The 20,786-nt window shown below is 41.6% G+C and carries 22 protein-coding genes; 11 read left to right on the top strand and 11 right to left on the bottom strand.

The genetic code is table 11. The annotated features are described in order from the left end of the window. From WKF69_RS03785 to WKF69_RS03760, 6 genes are all read right to left on the bottom strand, one after another. Positions 1-1,077, bottom strand: coding sequence for a ketoacyl-ACP synthase III (locus WKF69_RS03785; RefSeq protein WP_340379579.1), 1,077 nt, complete (start codon positions 1,075-1,077; stop codon positions 1-3). Positions 1,078-1,277: 200 nt separating this feature from the next. After that, positions 1,278-2,348, bottom strand: coding sequence for a PA0069 family radical SAM protein (locus WKF69_RS03780; RefSeq protein ID WP_340379578.1), 1,071 nt, complete (start codon positions 2,346-2,348; stop codon positions 1,278-1,280). Positions 2,349-2,410: 62 nt separating this feature from the next. Further along, positions 2,411-3,058: a response regulator transcription factor gene (locus tag WKF69_RS03775; RefSeq protein WP_340379577.1), complete on the bottom strand. Its 648-nt coding sequence runs from the start codon at positions 3,056-3,058 to the stop codon at positions 2,411-2,413. A gap of 7 nt (positions 3,059-3,065) precedes the next feature. Beyond that, positions 3,066-3,827 carry a sensor histidine kinase gene (locus tag WKF69_RS03770; RefSeq protein WP_340379576.1) on the bottom strand — a complete coding sequence of 254 codons (762 nt, stop codon included), beginning with the start codon at positions 3,825-3,827 and terminating at the stop codon, positions 3,066-3,068. Next, on the bottom strand, positions 3,797-4,441 hold the full coding sequence (locus tag WKF69_RS03765; protein WP_340379575.1) for a hypothetical protein: 645 nt from the start codon (positions 4,439-4,441) through the stop codon (positions 3,797-3,799). The genes WKF69_RS03770 and WKF69_RS03765 overlap by 31 nt, the downstream gene beginning before the upstream one ends. Next, entirely contained in the window at positions 4,441-4,824 is a 384-nt protein-coding gene (locus WKF69_RS03760) for a hypothetical protein (protein ID WP_340379574.1), read from the bottom strand. Before WKF69_RS03760 ends, WKF69_RS03765 begins: the two co-directional genes overlap by 1 nt. Before the next feature lie 273 nt (positions 4,825-5,097). On the opposite strand from WKF69_RS03760, the gene WKF69_RS03755 reads away from it, so the two are divergent. Then, a complete protein-coding gene (locus WKF69_RS03755; RefSeq protein ID WP_340379573.1) occupies positions 5,098-5,451 on the top strand; it encodes a hypothetical protein in 354 nt (117 codons plus the stop codon). Positions 5,452-5,602: 151 nt separating this feature from the next. Here the strand turns inward: WKF69_RS03755 and WKF69_RS03750 are convergent, their stop codons facing one another. The 3 genes from WKF69_RS03750 to rsfS form a co-directional block, all read right to left on the bottom strand. Continuing rightward, positions 5,603-6,238 (bottom strand): lactate utilization protein, encoded by a 636-nt coding sequence (locus WKF69_RS03750; protein ID WP_340379572.1) that lies wholly within the window; start codon positions 6,236-6,238, stop codon positions 5,603-5,605. A 63-nt stretch (positions 6,239-6,301) separates the two neighbouring features. Beyond that, the gene (gene ftsH, locus WKF69_RS03745) at positions 6,302-8,392 is read right to left on the bottom strand and encodes an ATP-dependent zinc metalloprotease FtsH (RefSeq protein WP_340379571.1); all 2,091 of its coding nucleotides are present in this window, start codon (positions 8,390-8,392) and stop codon (positions 6,302-6,304) included. A gap of 50 nt (positions 8,393-8,442) precedes the next feature. Beyond that, the gene (gene rsfS, locus WKF69_RS03740; protein WP_340379570.1) at positions 8,443-8,817 is read right to left on the bottom strand and encodes a ribosome silencing factor; all 375 of its coding nucleotides are present in this window, start codon (positions 8,815-8,817) and stop codon (positions 8,443-8,445) included. A 42-nt stretch (positions 8,818-8,859) separates the two neighbouring features. Here rsfS and WKF69_RS03735 point away from each other — a divergent pair, with 42 nt between their 5' ends. From WKF69_RS03735 to lpcA, 5 genes are read left to right on the top strand one after another with little or no spacing between them, the layout of a single operon-like run. Further along, positions 8,860-9,630 carry a biotin--[acetyl-CoA-carboxylase] ligase gene (locus WKF69_RS03735; protein ID WP_340379569.1) on the top strand — a complete coding sequence of 257 codons (771 nt, stop codon included), beginning with the start codon at positions 8,860-8,862 and terminating at the stop codon, positions 9,628-9,630. Position 9,631: 1 nt separating this feature from the next. Beyond that, positions 9,632-11,668 carry a cytochrome c biogenesis protein CcdA gene (locus WKF69_RS03730; protein WP_340379568.1) on the top strand — a complete coding sequence of 679 codons (2,037 nt, stop codon included), beginning with the start codon at positions 9,632-9,634 and terminating at the stop codon, positions 11,666-11,668. A 5-nt stretch (positions 11,669-11,673) separates the two neighbouring features. Further along, positions 11,674-12,657, top strand: a complete 984-nt coding sequence (pfkA, locus tag WKF69_RS03725; protein ID WP_340379567.1) for a 6-phosphofructokinase — start codon at positions 11,674-11,676, stop codon at positions 12,655-12,657. An 11-nt stretch (positions 12,658-12,668) separates the two neighbouring features. Continuing rightward, positions 12,669-14,468, top strand: a complete 1,800-nt coding sequence (locus WKF69_RS03720) for a M2 family metallopeptidase (protein ID WP_340379566.1) — start codon at positions 12,669-12,671, stop codon at positions 14,466-14,468. Between the two features lie 9 nt (positions 14,469-14,477). Beyond that, a complete protein-coding gene (gene lpcA / locus WKF69_RS03715) occupies positions 14,478-15,053 on the top strand; it encodes a D-sedoheptulose 7-phosphate isomerase (RefSeq protein WP_340379565.1) in 576 nt (191 codons plus the stop codon). Between the two features lie 51 nt (positions 15,054-15,104). Here the strand turns inward: lpcA and WKF69_RS03710 are convergent, their stop codons facing one another. Together WKF69_RS03710 and WKF69_RS03705 are read right to left on the bottom strand one after the other, a co-directional pair. Beyond that, on the bottom strand, positions 15,105-15,440 hold the full coding sequence (locus tag WKF69_RS03710; RefSeq protein WP_340379564.1) for a heavy metal-binding domain-containing protein: 336 nt from the start codon (positions 15,438-15,440) through the stop codon (positions 15,105-15,107). Between the two features lie 675 nt (positions 15,441-16,115). Beyond that, positions 16,116-16,649 (bottom strand): 5'(3')-deoxyribonucleotidase, encoded by a 534-nt coding sequence (locus WKF69_RS03705; RefSeq protein WP_340379563.1) that lies wholly within the window; start codon positions 16,647-16,649, stop codon positions 16,116-16,118. Positions 16,650-16,753: 104 nt separating this feature from the next. Between WKF69_RS03705 and WKF69_RS03700 the strand changes: the two genes are divergently transcribed. The 5 genes from WKF69_RS03700 to WKF69_RS03680 form a co-directional block, all read left to right on the top strand. After that, entirely contained in the window at positions 16,754-17,569 is an 816-nt protein-coding gene (locus tag WKF69_RS03700; protein WP_340379562.1) for a 30S ribosomal protein S16, read from the top strand. A gap of 94 nt (positions 17,570-17,663) precedes the next feature. Further along, the gene (gene rimM, locus WKF69_RS03695; RefSeq protein WP_340379561.1) at positions 17,664-18,191 is read left to right on the top strand and encodes a ribosome maturation factor RimM; all 528 of its coding nucleotides are present in this window, start codon (positions 17,664-17,666) and stop codon (positions 18,189-18,191) included. 82 nt (positions 18,192-18,273) lie between these two features. Then, positions 18,274-18,948 carry a tRNA (guanosine(37)-N1)-methyltransferase TrmD gene (gene trmD, locus WKF69_RS03690; RefSeq protein ID WP_340379560.1) on the top strand — a complete coding sequence of 225 codons (675 nt, stop codon included), beginning with the start codon at positions 18,274-18,276 and terminating at the stop codon, positions 18,946-18,948. A gap of 283 nt (positions 18,949-19,231) precedes the next feature. Continuing rightward, the gene (gene rplS / locus WKF69_RS03685) at positions 19,232-19,579 is read left to right on the top strand and encodes a 50S ribosomal protein L19 (protein WP_340379559.1); all 348 of its coding nucleotides are present in this window, start codon (positions 19,232-19,234) and stop codon (positions 19,577-19,579) included. A 145-nt stretch (positions 19,580-19,724) separates the two neighbouring features. After that, positions 19,725-20,786 (top strand): mechanosensitive ion channel domain-containing protein (locus tag WKF69_RS03680; RefSeq protein WP_340379558.1); only part of this gene is annotated, 1,062 nt, incomplete at its 3' end.

Genomic DNA, 20,786 nt, shown 5'->3' with positions numbered 1-20,786 from the left:
TTAAAATTGATACACCATCGCGTTGATATTCATTCCCGCACCAACCGATGCTAGAACTACTCTGTCTCCCGGATTAAATTCATGACCCTTCATTTCCTTTTTCATGATCACATCTAATAAAGTTGGAATGGTAGCTACTGAGCTATTGCCGAATGTGCTGATGGTCATCGGCATTACGTCGTGCGGTGCGTCACGAATTCCGTAAAGTTTAAAAAGCCTTTTTAAAATAGCCTCATCCATTTTACCATTCGCCTGGTGAACGAGCACTTTCTTTATCTCTGTGATTTCGGTGCCTGATTTTTGAAGAGCCTGCTGAATAACGAGGGGCACGTTCTTCAGTGCGTATTCATATATCTTTCGCCCATCCATTTTAATATACTGTTCTTCAGAAACAAATTCGGGATTACTTGATTTGCCGGAATACAGATAATACGCTTCCTCTGATGTATGGGTTTGGGTTTTGTGAGTCAGAATGCCTGCCTCAGTATTTTCCCTGCCTTCGAGGATAGTAGCACCGGCGCCATCGGCGAATATCATGCTGTCACGATCATGAGGGTCAGTTACTCGTGACAGAGTTTCAGTACCAACAATAAGAATTCGCTTTGCGTCGCCGGAGCGGATAAAATAATCAGCCTGGATCATTCCCTGGAGCCAGCCCGGGCATCCGAAAGGCAGATCATAGGCAACGCAATCTGGATTTTTTATACCGAGCCTGTGTTTAATCCTGGATCCTAAAGTTGGAATCACGTTGGGACGGGTGCTTCCGGGGGCGATATCGCCAAAATTATGAGCCACTATCACATAATCCAGAGTTTCCGGATCGATACCTGAAGATGCGATCGCATCTAGTGCAGCCAAGTATCCAAGGTCGGATGCATTGTGGTCAGGGCTTGCATATCGGCGCTCTTCTATCTCGGTGATATCCTGAAATTTGGATATTATCTCGCTGTTGTCCCGCAAGATAGCTTCTCCATTTTTTTCAAAGAAATTATGTTCTAAAAAGTGATTGTTTGATACGATATTAACCGGAGTATAACTACCGGTTCCAGTAATAACTGACTTGATATTAGTGCTCATTAAGGGTTTCTATACTGAAGACTATAATGGTTTAGTGTATTAAAGGTAAGCTATTTTCATTTAATATAAATGGTTTTTTCGGCTATGAACCCGCCTGGGTAGGCAGGGCTATCAGGAGCCTGCCTACCGCAGGCAGGCATAGTATTCACCACATGCAAGGGCATGCTCATGATGGTTTCGTTTAATATAAATATTTGCCTCTAAAATAAATCGAGTTGTTTGCCTCCGGCGGGACTGAAATGAGTCATATTAAGAGGTTTCAAAAAGCGGCCTTTCATAAATCTGTTCACCGAAATATGGAACAGCTGATGGATGCTTTCCGCAACTTTTCCATCGCCACCCATTCTTTTTCCCCAGCGGCTGTCGTTCAGTTTCCCTTCATGGCAGCTAGCTATCATATGCAGGACTTTGTCTGCCCTGTCGGGAAAAGCTTTGTGGATCCAGTCTGTAAAGATCTCAGCAATCGCCCCATTTAACCTTACAAGTGTAAAGTTTGCTCCAGAGGCCCCTGCGTCGGCAGCAGCTTTAACAATAACAGGTATTTCGTCGCTATTCAGGCCTGGAATTATTGGCGCACACATTAGCCTGACAGGTATATTCAGGTCTGTTAATTTTGAAATTAGCTTTATTCGACTTTGACCGGTCACGGTTCGGGGTTCGAGCTTTAGGCGCAGAGATTCATTTAAGGAGTTCAGAGTAACTGCTACGTGGACGAGATCGAGTTTAGCTAATTCAGAAAGTATGTCCGTGTCCCGCATGATTAGATTATTCTTGCTAATCAGGCTTACCGGGTGTTTATACTTTAAAAACACTTCAAGTAGCGACCTCGTGATCTTCAGCTTTCTTTCGATAGGCTGGTAACAATCGGTATTTCCTGACATCATTATGGTATCCGGAACATAGCCCTTTTTGTTAAAAAATTTCTCAAGAAGAGCCGCAGCATTTCTTTTGACAACTATTTTGCGCTCGAAATCCAGGCCCGGGCTAAAACCATAGTACTCATGCGCATTTCTTGCATAGCAATACAGGCAGCCGTGTTCGCAACCTTGATATGGATTTATTGAAAGCATGAAAGGCAGATCCGGGCTGTTCGATTTACTAACTATGTTTTTCGGATGTTCTTCAAAGAGCTGAGTCGCGGTATCTTCCAGCATAAGCTCGTCGATCCCCTCTTCGTGATCAGATACATATTTGCTTTTAAGAAACTTATTGTGGGTGTTGACTTGCGCACCACGCCCTTTAAAAAATTTGTTATTTTCTACATGGGTCATAAGAGCAAAAATACTAAAAATATTAGTACTTTTGCTCTGCCTTATGATCGATTGAAATTAAATTAAAGCTCGAAGATCTTCTTTTTAATAGCATATAGAACAAGCCCGATACGTGTTTTTAGATCGAGTTTGGCGAAAAGATTATCCCGAAAGGTTTCCACTGTCCGGGAGCTCACATTCATTTCAAGGCCTATTTCTTTGTACGACATTTCGGTACAGGCAAGCTTGAGGAAAGTAATTTCGCGCTCGGTCAAATGAATATCTGATTTCTCGTGTTCAGGCTTCCCTGCATCATTAATGGACTTTATAACCTTGTTGCTTACCAGGTCATTGAAGTGATAGCCCCGCTCTACAACTGATTCCATTGCAGATTGTAATTCAGCAGGGTTCGTATTTTTAAGAAGATATCCTTTTGCACCAGATTTTAACATTTTGATGATGGCGTCTTCATCGTCCATGACACTTAAGGCTATTACTTTCACCCCGGGGTGATTAACCCGAAGCCAATTGCACGTCTCATAGCCATCCATATCGGGCATAGTTACATCCATCAATACCAGATCAGGCAAAGCAGAAGGTTTTAGCTTTTGAATGAAGTCATGGCCATTTCCCGCTTCGAAAAGAACCCGGAAATTTGAAAAACTATTGATCAGCGAAGAAAGGCCCTGTCGTATTAGTTCATGGTCGTCAATAAGGGTAACGTAATACATAGGGGACTTATGATTTTAAGCTGAAAGATACGGTTGTTCCTTCGTTGATTGTGCTTGTAATATTTAATTCGGCATTGATCATGGAAGCGCGCTGCCTTAAGTTCTGCAGACCTATGCCCGGAGAATTATTTCCAAGATCAAAGCCGCAGCCATTATCTTCAATAGATATCTGATCGCTTTCTTCGTTACTCTCAAAGGATACGACTATCTGATCAGCCCGGGAATGTTTTATGATATTGTTCAAGACCTCCTGTACCATTCTATATAAGATGATCGTTTTTTCAGGTGATATTTCCTTCAGATCTTGCTTTATATCGAGACTGGTTTGAAATATTCCGGTGCGCTCAAGCTGATCAAGTTCAGTCTTGATGGATTCTGTTATCCCTATCATCTGTACACGGTCAGGATTAAGGCTCTTGCTAAGCCCGCGCAGGTCATCAATAGCTTTAGTAACAAGTTCGTTGGTGAAGACAAGCTTTTCTTTATCAGGAGCGGTGATAGTGTTCAGATTGAGTGATACCAGGCTAAGCACCTGGCCTATATTATCGTGGATCTCACGGCTTATGTGCCGGAGTGTCTGCTCCTGTATCTCGAGCTGTGATTTCAGCAAGGTTTGTCCATACTCAAACTGAAGATCTTTCATTTGTTTGAGATGCTCGATCTTTCTTCGGCTATACTGAATGAATAAAAGGTAGAAAAAGATAAGCAGTACGCTTAAACTGGCAGTCCCTATAAATATTAATGAGATCGATATTTGTGAGGGTACCATAAAACTCCGATAATAATCAGGATGAATTTAATGATGTTTGAGACATAACTAAAATTAAAAACCAGATTTTTATCGCTCGGGCTCAGCTCGAAGGTGTATTTGTAGATAGTTGCTATCAGCACATTAAGAACAGAATAAAATAAAAAGCCTGATACTATCCAGAACGCAGGACTTTTTTGAAAACTCATTATTTCTTCGCTTCTGGAAAGGAATAAAAAATAGTTTAGCGAATAAATGATAAGCAGGAGATATGCGATACCTGAAGAATTGCTGTTGAATTTTAAATAGCTTTCGAAGAATAGTAGATTTATGATCCAGAAAACGGTGTAAAGGGGGAGAATTAACTTAATTAGGGAACTCGAGTCATCGGTCAGTTTGCGGATATAATATGAAAAGAGAGCAATCTCTATTAACGAGTAAGCATGGTACAAATAGCTGTTGTTTACGTACCTGTCAGCCATGAAGTTCGACAGGAGCATTATAAAAAATGTGATCAGCAAATACAAGGGAATGATTTTATCTCTCCCCTGTATTTTACGAATTACCGGCGCGTAAGCGAGAAGCGCCAGTAAAGGCATGAAGGTATCAGAAAGCTGTAGTAGCCGCCTAATCATCAGTTATTGAGTTCGTTTTCAGTGCCACAATCTTCTGGACACGGTCTGCCTTCCTCAAGTGAATCACCTAAAAACTGTGAATTTGTAGCAATTTGTGATGGAACTACATCGTTGTAACGGGTGCCATCTTTAACACATCCAACGACATGGAGCCTGGGTAACAGTTTGCCCGATATTTCTTCAAAACCAATGTAGGCTCTTATGCCGTTTAGTTTTGCCCCACCCTGATTTAACAAAATATCCAAATCCTCCTGTGTGAAGAGATAGGAGATTGTCATTTTATTTTTCGGAATTGGGTAAGATCTGATCTCATCCCTGAATTTTTTGCACTGTTTAACGGCTTTCTCCCATTTAGGGTCCAGACTTTCTGTTGTTGTTTCCATGATAATTAATTAGGTTTATTAGGAAAACAATATAATTTCAAACTCCCTATTTTTTTCATGTAATCTTAAATTATTTTGTAAATAATGCCTGAGATTCGTTTAAAAGCAGATATGTTGTTATCTTCGAGATTATTTTGCTAGTTTTATACCCGTTATTTGACGGATATAGAAATAGTTAAATAACGGATGGACTATTGATGGTTCTCACCTTAACTTGTCCCCACACAATGTTTAGCAATGATTTAAGTAATTAAGTCAAAAAAATTAGGCAATATGATTGGCACAAGTGCAGTTCTGCAGGAGGAATATTCTGAACATTACACGATACCCCAAACCAGGTTTTTTCGGGAAGAAAAAAAAGAAGAGGTTTTAGGCTTAGCCGACCTTGAACTGTCTGTGATCGACAGTGAGACAGGAAAGCCAATCTCTAAAGCGATGATAAGTATTGATGCGCTGGGCCGGACCGCGGTTTGTGACGCGGCCGGAAAAGTTATGCTAACAAAAGTTTTTTCAGGAAACTTTGTTTTGGATGTGATCGTTCCAGGGTATATCGCCAACAGCACAACGATCCAACTCTCAGCTCGGCAGCACGCCAAACTGACAATAAACATGGTTAGCAATTGCTAACACCTTGAGTACTTACAATCTGAACATCGAGATACCAAACCTCAATAGCAGGTAATTGATTAACGTAAGCTTTTTCATTTTCTGGTGAATATATCTACCAAATCTATATTCTGAACATGAAGGAAAGATGAAGAGATTCGGGAAAACTTCTTTATCCTTCTAAAAGAAAAACATACAGCTCCTTTGGCCCGTGAGCGCCCAAGACCAGCGTTTTTTCAATATCTGCTGTTCGACTTGGACCGGTAATATTGGAGATCATTGTAGGGATTGATTCCGGATATTTTTGTTTTAGAATTTGAAAGCCATCCTTAAGGTCTAACACAAGCTGTGATGTATACGCTATAACAATATGCACATGCGGATAGATACTTAAACGCCTTCCTGCCGAATTCCCATTGGAAATTAACACACTACCATTGCGTGCAATAATGGCCTCGCATGCGGTTATTCCGACTTCTGCGTTCAAAAAATCTGTATCGGTACTGTAATGGGGGAATTCATAATTGGTTAGGAGAGCCTGCATTTTAGGTTCCCAGCAATAAATTTTCCGCCAATTCTTTTCTTCAGCAAGAAGAAGCAGGTTTTCTATCAGTTGAATATCATCCTCGCAGAAAACGAAATTTCCTGCTACTGCCGTTAGTTGTTCGGCAAAAAGAAGGTCAATATGGTCTGTGAAGGGTTCGTAGAGAGGAGTATCTTCCAAATTGGGATATGGATTATCTCTCTTATCAAGAAGCGCCTTACGGATCTTCTTGAGCATTTTTTCTTTAGAAGTAGTGTCTTTCATGAATACCGGATTTAAAAGAGGACGCTCAATTTGGTCAAACCCCCTCTTTTATGGTATTAAATATCAGTCTTGTGTTGATCTGTTTTCGGGTAGATCAATATTATGGTCTACAACACCTTCGTGTTGAAGAGCTTCTTTAGGGATATCATTTGAAGGTTCGATTCCGTTTACAAACTCGTCGTAAGTGGTGCGATTATCAAAAGGACGTTTGCCAAGGATTTCCTCAAGATCAGACTGAAACAGAATTTCTTTTTCCAATAGTTTCTCAGCCAATTTCTCCAGCCCGGCACGTTTATCAGTCAATAACTGTTTTGTACGCTGATATGAAAGATCAATCTGCTTACGTACTTCAATATCAATCATTTCAGAGGTCTTTTCAGAATATGGTTTGTTGAACTGGTATTCGCCTTGTGTGTCGTTAAAAGACACATTACCCACTTTCTCATTCATACCGTAGATTGTTACCATGGCATAAGACAACTTGGTGATCCGTTCAAGGTCGTTCTGTGCGCCGGTAGAGATCTTATTAAACACAATATCTTCAGCAACACGTCCGCCAAGTGTCATACACATACCATCAAGCAGCTGCTCTGTGGTATAGAGGAACTGCTCTTTAGGAAGATATTGGGCATATCCTAATGCAGCCACACCCCGGGGAACAATTGATACTTTAACCAAAGGATCTGCGTGCTCAAGGAACCATCCGGCAATTGCATGGCCAGCTTCGTGGTATGCGACAATCCGTTTTTCCTCAGGTGAGATAATCTTGTTCTTTTTCTCAAGGCCTCCAATCACACGGTCAACCGCATCCTGAAAATCCTGCATATCAACGGCCTCTTTGTTGCGACGTGCGGCAATTAATGCAGCCTCATTACAAACGTTCGCAATTTCCGCACCGGCGAAACCCGGAGTTTGCGCTGAAAGTTTTTTAGCATCAACACCTTCTGCTAATTTTAGCGGCTTAAGGTGAACTTTGAAGATCTGCTCACGGCCCACCAGATCTGGTTTATCGATAGAGATCTGACGGTCAAAACGACCCGGCCTTAAAAGAGCTGTATCCAGTACATCCGGCCTGTTGGTTGCCGCGAGGATAATAATCCCCGAGTCAGTTCCAAAACCATCCATCTCTACCAGCAATTGATTAAGCGTATTCTCACGCTCATCATTACCGCCTACGATATTATTTTTTCCGCGTGCACGGCCAATCGCATCAATCTCATCAATAAAAATGATACACGGAGCTTTATCTTTCGCTTGTTTGAACAAATCACGCACACGTGAAGCACCCACACCTACAAACATTTCGACGAAATCAGACCCGGACAGTGAAAAGAAAGGAACCTGAGCTTCCCCCGCCACAGCCTTTGCCATAAGGGTTTTACCGGTACCTGGTGCACCTATCAATAATGCTCCTTTGGGGATCTTACCGCCCAGATTAGTATATTTTTTAGGATTCTTAAGGAAATCCACAATCTCCATTACTTCCTGCTTGGCTTCTTCAAGACCTGCAACGTCATTAAATGTGATCGTTACCTGAGATTCTTTGTCAAACAGTGTAGCCTTAGACTTGCCAATGTTAAAAATCTGTCCGCCTGCGCCACCGCCAGCGCCGCCACCCATGCGTTTCATGATGAAAACCCAAAACCCAACCAAAAGAAGAACTGGCAAAATAAACGACATTAGCCAGCCAGCCCAGGGGCTTTCGCGAGATTCGGTTACGATAGAGACATGCTGATCTACGGGAAGATCCTTTTCTGCTTCTTTGATTTTGGTTTCAAAACTCTCAAAAGTGGCCTGTGTGAAGTAGTATTGTGGGCCGGTTGATGCTCCTGTAAGGCTATTCTTATTTTTTAGATCTTTATATTTTGGCTGATCCAGACGATCTTTTTTAATATAAACGTCCACGTTGTACAGGTCTCCATTTTTATAAGCGACAAGCTTTTCGACATCTCCAGTTTTGAGCATATCATTCTCGAATTTCTGGAAGTTAATTAACTGGGCACTATTGCCGCTAAACATATATTGAACCACGAAAAGACCAAGAATTATTATGGCGTAAAGCCACATTATATTGAATTTTGGAGTTTTTGGAACTATCTTTTTACCGGGGATTTTTTTCAAAGGCTTCTTGGTATCTGATTTATCTTCTTTCATTTCTGTGCAAGGTTGTGTAGTAATATCAACAAAACGTAAACCGATATGGTTTATGCGCTTTTAAAAGACTGCATTTCTGCATCGCCCCAAAGATCTTCAATACCATAAAACTCACGTTTATCTGTTTTGAAAATGTGCACTACAACATCGACATAATCAAGAATGATCCAGTCCGCATTTTGCAGGCCTTCTTTTCTCCATGGATCTAATTTGAGAGCTTTAAAAACTTCTTCTTCGACACTTTGTGCAATAGCCTTTATCTGGGTAGAGGACTCGGCGTGGCAGATCACAAAATAGTCGGACACTGAGCTATGTATATTTCTGAGGTCCAAACGGACGATATCATTTCCTTTTTTTTCCTGGATCCCGTAGATGACGAGTTCTGAGATTGATGTTGATTCTTGAGCTATTTTATTTTTTACCATTAAAAAAAATTAGTTTTGATAATTATATAAAGCAAATCTTAATTGCAAAATAATACTTTTTCAGGACTATTTGTAGGACAAAATCTTATTACTTTAAAAGAGGTAGCCTCAACAAATACCTTTCTAAAGGATGCTTTGTCAAAATCTACGCCATTCTTAGAAGGCACTGTAATTATGGCAGAGAAGCAGTTTGCTGGCAGGGGACAAACCAACAATATCTGGCTTAGTGAAGAACGAAAAAATTTAACTTTTAGCGTATTGCTGAATCCATCTTTTTTGCGCGTCGATCAACAATTTGAACTAAATAAAGCCATCAGCGTTGCGTTAAATGATGTATTGAAGATGTACGCGGGCAACGATGCGCTTATAAAATGGCCAAACGACAGTTACATTGGTAATAAGAAAGTCGGCGGAATGCTGATCGAGAATATTGTCACTGGTAATAAGATCCGGCATGCCATAGTTGGAATCGGGTTGAATGTAAACCAGACTGATTTTCCAATCTCCCTTAAGAATGTTACATCCCTCAAACAAGGATTACATAAGGATTACGACTTATCTGTTTTGTTAGGCGAACTTTGCGGCGCGATTGAGGCAAGGTACCTCCAATTGAAAGCAGGCCGTCAGGAGAAGATCACTTCTGACTATATGGATAGATTATATCTCATAAATCAATGGGCGGCATTCAAAACAGCGAATGGTGTTTTGACCGGCAAGATTATAGGGGTTAGCAGTTCGGGGCAGCTGGAGATGGAAACCCCAGACGGAACCGTATTTTTTAATAACAAAGAAGTTGAGTTTATTAACGAGTAGTATGAAGAAGTTACTGGCATTAATCACCCTGTTTATTGGTTTTACTGCACATGCGCAGTTCACCGACCCGAATGCAAAAATCGAAGATCCGGTTCGCTGGAGCTACAGATCAGAAAAAATAAGTGACACGGAATACGATCTTATCATTACTGCAAAGATTGATAAGGGCTGGCACGTATACTCACAATTTATTGGAGATGGTGGGCCAATACCCACTTCTTTCAAATTTACCCCTTCATCTAATTACAAGCTTAAAGGAGCGGTGACTGAACTGCCTAAGGCCGTATCGGCATTTGATAAAAACTTTGACCTGCAGATTGCATGGCATAAAGACAAGGTTGATTTCAGACAGCGTATCGTCTTAACAGGTTTTACAAAGGCTGTGGATGGTATGCTGGAGTTTATGGTGTGTAACGATAGTAAATGTCTTCCGCCAGCAGAAGTTGAATTTAAGATCCCTGTTAACGCAGGTGTCGTGACAGCATCAGGAATCGCAGCCAATCCTGATACCGTGTTACCTGCTGATACTACGATCGCGAGTACACCGGTGATTGCGAACGATACTACATTAATGGAAAAACCGGTACCCGCTGCCAGTAGCAGTGAAGGATCTTTATGGGGCATTTTTCTGGCAGGTTTCATTGGTGGTCTTGCCGCTTTTTTTATGCCCTGCATTTATCCAATGATCCCGCTAACCGTTTCTTTCTTTACAAAAAAATCGGGCTCAAGAGCTAAAGGAATTCAGAGTGCAATAATTTATGGTTGTTCTATAGTTGTTGTATATGTTGCTTTGGGTCTATTGATAACACTGATATTCGGGGCCTCAGCGCTAAACGAAGCTGCAAGCAGTGCAACATTCAACCTTCTGTTCTTTGTTGCTTTAATCATTTTTGGTATTTCTTTTCTCGGAGCATTTGAGATCACACTTCCCACGTCGTTAGTGAATAAAATGGATGAGAAATCTAATCAAAACGGATTTATAGGCCTGTTTTTCATGGCCTTTACCCTTGCTTTGGTTTCATTTTCGTGTACCGGGCCAATTATCGGAACTTTGTTGGTAGATGCAGTGTCAAAAGGATCTTACCTGGGGCCCGCGATTGGAATGCTTGGATTCTCATCGGCCCTGGCAATCCCGTTCACTCTTTTTGCAATTTTCCCTTCGTGGTTAAAGGAGATGCCGAAATCCGGAGGCTGGTTAAATACGGTAAAAGTTTCTCTGGGCTTCCTGGAGATTGCACTGGCTTTTAAATTCCTTTCAAATGTAGATCTGGCTTACCACTGGAATATTCTGGATCGTGATATTTTCCTGATTATCTGGATCGTGATATTTGGATTTTGGGGACTTTACCTTTTGGGTAAGATCAGGCTGGCATACGATAATGAAGTAGGGTTTTTATCCTTGCCGAGATTATTCTTTTCCATGATCATCCTGGGATTCACCATTTACATGATCCCTGGCTTGTGGGGAGCACCATTAAAACCGCTTAGTGCATGGCTTCCACCTCAAACTACTCAGGATTTCGACCTTTATTCCAATAAAACATCAGCTGCAGTTGAAACAGAAACATCAGGAAAGAAATACGCCGGACTGTTTCATGCCCCGCATGGCTTAGATGCCTTTTACGACTATGAGGAGGGCCTCGCCTACGCAAAAAGTGTTAACAAGCCCATCTTAATTGATTTCACAGGATGGAGCTGCGTAAATTGCCGAAAAATGGAAGCAAGCGTTTGGGCGGACAAAGAGGTTTTAAAGAAACTTAAAGAAGATTACGTTTTGATATCTTTGTACGTCGACGATAAGACTGAGCTGGCAGAGAATGAAAAATACAATTCATCTTTCAGCGGAAAGAATATTAAATCTATTGGTCAGAAGTGGAGTGATTTTCAGGCTTCAACATATGGAACTAATTCGCAGCCTTATTATGTGATATCCGGGCATGACGGAAAGCCATTGGTAACGCCTCAGGCTTTTAATCTTGACATTAATAATTACATTGATTTTTTAAACAGCGGCATACTTGCTTTTGGCCGCAAATAATAAACATGACTAACAGAACGATTAAAAATCTTGGAGTTTTTACATCCGGAGGCGATTCCCCCGGAATGAACGCGGCAATTCGTGCCGTTGTTCGTACAGCATTGTACTATGATATAAAGGTGACCGGCATTTTGCGAGGTTATGATGGGATGATAGGCGGTGATTTTCTAAGTATGGAAAGAAAATCGGTTGCCAATATTATTCAACGCGGCGGTACAGTATTAAAAACAGCCCGGAGTGACGAATTCAGAACAAAAGAGGGCAGAAAAAAGGCTTACGGCCAATTAAAGTCACAGGAAATAGACGCCCTTGTTGCTATTGGAGGAGACGGAACCTTTACTGGGGCCAAAATATTTTATGAAGAGTACAAAATTCCGGTTATCGGATTGCCGGGAACTATTGATAATGACCTGCTCGGTACTGACTTCACAATAGGATATGACACAGCGATAAACACCGTTATTGATGCGGTAGATAAAATTCGCGACACTGCAGAATCACATGACAGGTTATTTATTGTTGAGGTAATGGGTAGAGATTCGGGTTTGATAGCGTTGCGAAGTGGTATTGGTACAGGTGCTGAAGCTATCCTTATTCCCGAAACAAAAACCGATATCAAAGCGCTGCTCGCCCGTTTGGAAGTCAGCAGAAAAGATAAGTCGTCAAAGATAATTATTGTAGCTGAAGGCGATGACGCTGGCGGAGCTTTTGAGATAGCTAGGAATGTAAAAGAAAAGTTCCCCTTAATTGATACCCGGGTATCGGTTCTTGGGCATATTCAGCGCGGTGGAGCACCAACATGTATGGACCGGGTTCTGGCTTCAAGATTGGGCGTGGCAGCAGTCGAATCTTTAATGGAAGGAAAAACGGGCGAAATGGCAGGTATTGTAAATGGTAAAATTCATTTTACCCCTTTCGGACGGGCCATAAAACACAATGTTGATGTAAATAAGGAGTTGTTAAAGATAGTTGAGATTCTGTCACTTTAAACTTTCATCGTATGAAAAACGTCGTTTTCCTTTTTGCTGTGTTGGTAATTATTTCATGTAATACCAGTAAACCTGTTAATAACGCTGAAGCACAGGCGTTCATTGATGCCTATACCGCAGATTACGTGAAGCTTTCTACAGCTTCAGCAGAGGCCCAATGGGCTGCGAATACCAGGATTGTAGAGGGTGATACTACCAATGCAAAGCTGGTTGAAAGCACAGGAGAGGCCTACGCCGTGTTTACGGGAAGTAAGGAAAACATCGAGAAAGCTCAGGGATTTCTTAAAGACCGGACAAGCCTGAACGATCTTCAGGAAAAACAACTTGATAAGATCCTTTACTTTGCAGCCAACAATCCTCAAACCGTAGCTGATGTCGTAAAAGAGCGGATTAAAGCGGAGAATGCTCAGACAGAAAAACTCTTTGGATTCGACTTTCAGGTAGATGGAAAGTCTGTTTCAGCTAATGAGATTGATAACGCCCTTAAGGACGAAACTGATCTGGCAAAAAGGTTAAAAATTTGGGAAGCGAGCAAGGAAGTGGGGATCGGATTGAAGCCCGGGCTTCTTAATCTGCGTAGACTTCGCAATGAAACCGTTCAGGCTCTTGGCTACAAAAACTATTTTGATTACCAGGTCTCCGATTATGGAATGTCGACCGGGGAGATGATGGATCTCATCCAAAAGATCAATTTGGAGCTTCGGCCACTGTATCGCGAGCTGCATACTTATGCCCGCTATGAGCTGGCTAAAAAGTATAATGTCAAAGAGGTTCCTGAATATTTACCTGCGCATTGGCTTCCAAATCGTTGGGGACAGGATTGGAGTTCGATGGTTACTGTAAAAGGTATGAACCTCGATTCCGTGTTAAAGACGAAATCTGCAGAATATATTGTTAAAGACGGTGAGGACTTTTATAAAAGTTTGGGATTCAATGCCCTGCCAGCTTCTTTCTGGCAGAAATCAAGTTTATATCCGGCACCAGCCGGCGCCAATTACAAAAAGAATAATCATGCTTCAGCCTGGCACATGGACCTCAATGCAGATGTTCGCAGCCTTATGAGCGTTGAGCCAAATGCTGAATGGTATGAAACAGCCAATCATGAACTTGGACACATTTATTATTACATGAGTTACACCAATAAAGACGTTCCGCCATTACTTCGTAAAGGTGCAAACCGCGCCTATCATGAGGCTATGGGAAGCTTAATGGGACTTGCGTCTGTTCAGAAGCCTTTTCTTGAAAACAAGGGCATTATTCCTGCTGGAGCTCAGTCTGACGACATTCAGGCACTCTTAAAAGAAGCCTTAAATTATGCCGTCTTTATCCCATTCTCTGCTGGTACCATGCCGGAGTTTGAAAAAGCGCTGTATGCGGATAACCTTCCAGCGGACCAGATCAACGCTAAGTGGTGGGAGCTTGCCAAGAAATACCAGGGTATTGTCCCCCCTACAGTCCGCGGCGAAAACTTCGCAGATGCTGCCTCAAAAACACACATCAACAACGATGCGGCACAATATTATGATTATGCTTTGTCGTTCGTAATTCTGTTCCAGCTTCATGATCACATCGCAAAGAAAATTCTGAAGGAAGATCCGCGTGCAACAAACTACTACGGTAATAAAGAGGTAGGAAAATTCCTGAAGGAAATAATGACACCAGGGGCTAGTAAAGACTGGAAGGCAGTCTTAAGGGATAAAACCGGTTCAGATCTGAGTGCAAAGCCAATGCTGGACTATTTTGAGCCGCTTATGAAATGGCTGAAGGACCAAAATAACGGCAGAACATATACTCTTGCTGAAAGATTCTGATAGCGGCCCATGGACAACATTCAAAAACATTTCACAGAGGCACAGGATGTATTGGCGCAATTTATCAGCAACCCGGCTTCTTTTAAAAATATTGAAGCGACCGGCCAGATTCTCGTTAAGGCTATTAAAAATGGAAATCAGATAATCTCCTGTGGAAACGGGGGTTCGATGTGCGATGCAATGCATTTTGCGGAAGAGCTTTCCGGAAAATACAGGAATGACCGGCCGGCTTATCCGGCGATATCAATCTCCGATCCCGCATATATCTCTTGTGTGGCTAATGACTATGGTTACGAGTTTGTTTTTTCCAGAATGGTTGAAGCCATAGGTAAAAAGGGCGATATTCTTTTTGCAATAAGTACCAGTGGGAATTCTGCAAATATTCTGAATGCGATCAATGCAGCACAAAAGAGAGGCATGCTGGTAATTGGACTTACAGGAAAAGATGGCGGGCAGATGGCTTCTTTATGTGATGCGGAGATTCGTGCCCCCGCCTCTGAATACGCAGATAGGGCTCAGGAAATACACATTAAGGTGATTCATAGCCTTATCGATTATGTCGAGAGAAAGCTTGCTACACGTTGACGATATGGCAAGCTCTATGTAAGTGTGTGTTTTGTCGGTTTAAATGACAGGTCAGACAGGTACCACGTCTTCCAAAACAACCGCAGTTCCGGATGCACTAACCATCAGCATACTGCCGTTGCTTCCAAGGGCTTCATAGTCAAGATCCACAGCAAGAACAGCAGTAGCTCCAATCCGGAAAGCCTGTTCCTGCATTTCACGCAGTGCAATATCTTTTGCTTCGCGAAGACCTTCTTCATATGATCCTGAGCGCCCGCCTACGATGTCCCGAATGCCGGCGAAAAAATCTTTAACAATATTGGCACCTATAATAGCTTCGCCCGAAACTATCCCAAGATATTTTACTACATTTTTTCCTTCGATGTTATTAGTGGTTGTTACGATCATGGCAATAGAGGTTAAATGGTTTGTTGTTAGATTATACGAAGAAGGAAAAGTTACAGGCCTGGATTTGGAATTCAATAGTCTGCTTGGCAGATCGGGTATAGATTGGAGGGAAATGTGGTGTGAGGTCTTCAAAAGTCGGGTGAATCTCTTTGTTGATTAACTTTCGACAATATTATTTTTTGGAAAAGCAGGGTCAGTAATAATCGGAAGCTGCAGCCGGGCTCTGCGCTGTAGCTTTTGCCCTTATAATTTGAACTATATAATAATATTGACCTTGGGCAAAAGGCTGCCGCTTCGATCCCGTTTAGATGGCAGGGGTAGTGCAGCTATTAATGTTTGCTGGATTTCAGTACCTGAGATATTATTATCTTAGTTGTGCAGCTGGCGGTTCCAAAGCACTTCCGGCCTAAGTAAAATAAGCCGGATCGAAGCGGCAGCTTTTTGCCGAAAGAGAATTCAACGGATAAACAATATTTCCCGGCAAAAACTAAAGCGGAGAGCCGGACTGAATTAACCGAAAAAGCACAAGTCTTGCTTTCCCAAAAATCATAATGAGAATCAAACATCTTATCAATTTAAGCCTTAAGCCGCCAGAAGTTCTTCTTAAGCTTCAATAGCACTTCTAATCGTGCAGACAAATATGAGCCTCTTTCCTGTATATCACTAAAATCCCCACTATAACAACTTATCCGCTACGTCCCTCCACGTATCCACCCTCTCGTAATCAGTCAGCAGCATGTTGTGAGGCGATGTGAATAAAAGCTTTCTCCCATCATAATCCACAAAGTTCTTGATCCGGTCGTCTATCATTATGTCCGTATTTACAATCTTGTATCCGCAAAACATAATGTGCTGCCAGCCAATGAATGGAAAATGATCGGCCAGCCACTCGTGTTTATCCTGTAATGAATTAGGAAATTCCATTGCCGCCGATACGATGAACACTTCATATTTTTTCTGGAGCTCTTTCATGACTTCTATACTATCGGGAATTACATCAAGATCGCGAAAAAAACCTTTCTCATTAATGTATTCGCGTATTTTCAGTCGCGCGTGTTCAGGAACATGCATGGCGATCTCATTTCCTGGTTCGATCTTCAGATCCAGCGGAACATCGTAATCCCGGTTATAAAGTTTGATAAATTTAGCAAGTGGATCGGCTATAACTTCGTCCATATCCACTGCAATGCGCGGTTTTCTCTCAGACATGGCTCAAAAATAGCAAATTGAGTTTTTTAAATCCGATTTATTTGTATCTTTGCAACCCCGCAGAATAGACTCCGGGAATATGTTGAATACATAAAACTTGAAAAATGGCAACTAAAATCAGATTGCAAAGATTTGGTAAAAAGGGAAAACCTTTCTATCATGTGGTGGTAGCAGACGCACGTGCTCCAAGAGATGGTAAATTCATAGAACGCATCGGTTCTTATAATCCAAACACAAACCCGGCTACTATTGACATCAATTTCGACAAAGCGTTGGATTGGGTTAACAAAGGAGCTCAGCCTACAGATACTTGTCGCGCTATTCTTTCTTACAAAGGTGTGATGTACAAAAAACATCTTGAAGGTGGCGTTAAAAAAGGCGCTTTAACTGCTGAACAAGCTGAAACTAAATTTGCTGAATGGTTAGACAGCAAAGAAGGTAAAATAGCTGGCAAAAAAGATAGCCTGACTAAATCTAAAGAAGAAACTAAGAAAACTGTTTTAGCCGCTGAAGCTAAGAAGAAAGAGGAAATTGCAGCTGCAGTTGCAGCAAAAAACACTCCGCCTGCTGAAGAAGAAGTTGCTGAAGAAACAGAAGCTAACGAAGTTGAAGAAACTACTGCTGAGGAAACTCAAGCACCGGCAGCTGAAGAAATTGAAGAAGCCCCTGTAGCAGAAGCTGCTGCTGAAGAGGCACTTGCTGAAGAGCCTGTTGCTGAAGAAGCACCTGCTACTGAAGAAGTTGCTGAAACTCCAGCTGAAGAAGCACCTGCTACTGAGGAAGTTGCTGAAACTCCAGCTGAAGAAGCATCTGCTGAAGAAGCACCTGCTACTGAAGAAGTTGCTGAAACTCCTGCTGTGGAAGAAGAAGCACCTGCTGCCGACGCAACAGAAGAAGCTGCTGACGAAGAAAAAGCATAATTCTTTTAAAAGTTTAATTAACGCCATTGCAAATGCGTCGACACTAACCCCGGTTAGAATAGGCTCATTGTAATGGCGTTACTGTTTTACAGGCATGAAGATCGAAGATTGTTTTTACATTGGTTATATTACTAAAACCAAAGGTTTGAAAGGTGAGATTCAGATCTATTTCGAATATGAAGAACCCGGGGACCTTGTTCTCGAATCGGTCTTCGCTGAAATAAACGGGAAGCTTGTTCCTTATTTCATTTCCTCATATAAGCTCCAAAACAATCAAACAGGCAATTTCTATTTCGATGATATTGATACTATCGAAAAGGCTCAAACACTTATTCGAAAAAAGCTTTATTTACCTGAGAAATTGAAACCGGTACGGGATGATGATGAGTTTCTCATTACAGATCTTAAAGGGTTTATCGTACACGACAAGACCGTTGGTGAGCTGGGAGAGATTATAGAGATCCATGAATATCCGCAGCAATATATTGCTGTAGTGCCGTATAAATTTAATGAGGTGATGTTTCCTTTGAATGATGACCTAATAGTAGAGATTGATGAAAAGAATGGTATCTTAAAGGTTGATCTTCCGGAAGGTTTGATCGATCTTTACGTGGGAGAATAAAACTCTAGCACAATTTTTCTCCGTCCAGACTTATAACTTACATCCCCTGCCTGACGGTAGGCAGGTATAACTTACAACTCCCATGCGTTTCGACATTATAACCGTTCTCCCCGGCTTGCTTGAAAGCCCCTTTGCCCACTCCATTTTACAGCGCGCCCAATCGAAGGGACTTTCGGAGATCGTTGTGCATAATTTGAGGGATTACTCCACGCACAGGCAAAAGTCTGTGGATGATTATCAATACGGCGGAGGAAGCGGAATGGTAATGACTATCCAACCTTTTGCCAGCTGTATAGAAAGACTAAAAGCGGAGAGGGAATACGATGAGGTGATCTTTATGACACCAGATGGAGCGACTTTAAACCAGACAATGGCGAATGAGCTTTCTGGTAGGAAGAACATCATTATTCTTTGCGGACACTACAAAGGGATTGATCAGCGGATCCGCGATGTTTTTGTAACACGGGAGATTTCGATAGGTGATTACGTTCTCTCTGGCGGTGAATTGCCTGCTGCAGTGCTTGTCGACAGCATAGTACGGCTTTTGCCTGGTGTGTTAAATGATGAAACTTCTGCCTTGTCGGATTCGTTCCAAGGGGAGCTTCTGGACGCCCCGGTATATACAAGACCTGCTGACTGGAACGGCCACAAAGTGCCGGATATACTATTAAGCGGCAATGAAGCAAAGATCAATGAGTGGAGGCATGATCAGGCGCTGGAAAGAACGCAGAAGAGAAGACCGGATCTTTTGAAGTAATACGTTGTACGTAATACGTTTTACGTTTGCGAAAGACTCAACAACATTTAAACTTCAATTTAATGATCAGTATTTTTTCTAGAAAAATATCTGCTATGAGCGGCAGTTAGGAGGATTTCAATCGAATTGGGTTTTCTAAGTACACGACCAAAAACGTATTACGTACAACGTATTACGTACAACTCCTAAAAATATCCCCACTTCTTTTTAAATGTTAATAATTATTCGTAATATTGCAATCCGATTTTTACGGGCTAAAAATCGACTTTAAGAGCTTAAAACCATGGATTTAGTAAAATTTGTTGAAGAGCAGGTAGCAGGTAAAAAAGAAGTTCCCTCATTCAAGGCCGGTGATACGGTTAGCGTTCACTATAAAATTCGCGAAGGAAATAAAGAACGTATCCAGATTTATCAGGGTGTGGTTATCCAGCGCAATAGTGTAGGTGTTAACGAAACGTTCACTGTACGCAAAATGTCAAATGGAGTAGGTGTAGAGCGTATCTTCCCTGTTAATTCTCCTAACATCGATAAAATTGATGTTAACAATCACGGAAAAGTTCGCAGAGCGAAACTATTCTACTTACGCGAGTTAACTGGTAAAGCAGCTCGTATTAAATCTAAAAGAGTATAATTTAATCATACAGATTTAGCCTCCCCGATTATATCGGGGAGGTTTTTTATTTTTTACTGGTTTAGCATAGTATTTACAGCACCGTGAATAAGTATCTGCCCTGGATTTGCTTATTTACTAATTACCTCATTTGCTAATTGTCTTTATGGAAACCGGCTTCTTAAATAATATCGTTCTTGGAAATAGTGTCAGAAACTACCTGCTATTTGCAGGCATCCTGTTATTCGGATTGTTATTCAAGCGTATTTTCTCGAGACTCCTGAGCCGGTTACTTTACAAAATGTTCAAGAGTGTCCATACTGGAACTGATTCAAATGTTTTTGTGGGTTTACTCCTTAGACCAATTGAGCTGCTGATCCTATCCATAACCATTTATCTGGCGATCAACCAGCTCGACTACCCACTCAATGAAGTGATTTTCCGAAGGACTTCTTGGGCTGGCAAGGTGCCGGTTGTCTATGAGATCAAGCTTATCCAGGTAATTGACAAATTATTTTTACTTCTGTTCATTATATCGTTTTTCAGAATCCTGTTTAGAATAATCGATTTCATAGCGCACATCTTCCTTTACAAAGCTTCTCTTACCGAGTCAAAATCGGATGACCAGATGGTTCCGTTTATAAAGGAGCTGTCAAAGATCGTCACAATAATTTTTGCAGTGTTTGTGGTGTTAGGTACTGTGTTCAATCTTAATGTCGCAACCATTATTGCTGGCTTGGGGATTGGCGGTATTGCGGTTGCACTTGCGGCGCAGGATACCTTACAGAACCTGTTGGGATCGTTTACCATTTTCGCAGATAGGCCCTTCGTTGTGGGCGATACTGTACGGATTGATAAGTATGAAGGCACAATCGAAAAGGTTGGCTTCAGAAGCACTTTGCTGCGCACGGTTGATAAAACTCTGGTAGTTATCCCCAACAAAAAAATGGTAGATAGTCCACTTGAAAATCTTAGCCTCAGAAATTCACACCGGATGAAGTTTAATATAGGTCTGAAGTACGATACACCTTCAGATGTGATGATGAAGATCGCTGAAGAGATTAAGAAATTTATTAACTCCCGCCCTTTGATCAGCGGCGAAACCGTAGTAACATTTGATACCCTTGCAGAGTCGGCCTTAAATATCCAGGTTCAATACTTTATCAATAATTCGGAAGAGGCAGATTTAGCCAGGATTAAAGAAGAGATAAATTACCAGATCATAAAA

It is taken from the genome of Daejeonella sp. (genome assembly GCF_037719425.1).
GTDB lineage: Bacteria > Bacteroidota > Bacteroidia > Sphingobacteriales > Sphingobacteriaceae > Daejeonella.
Note: the sequence above shows the minus strand (reverse complement) of the source record. Positions and strands in the feature narration are given on the sequence as shown.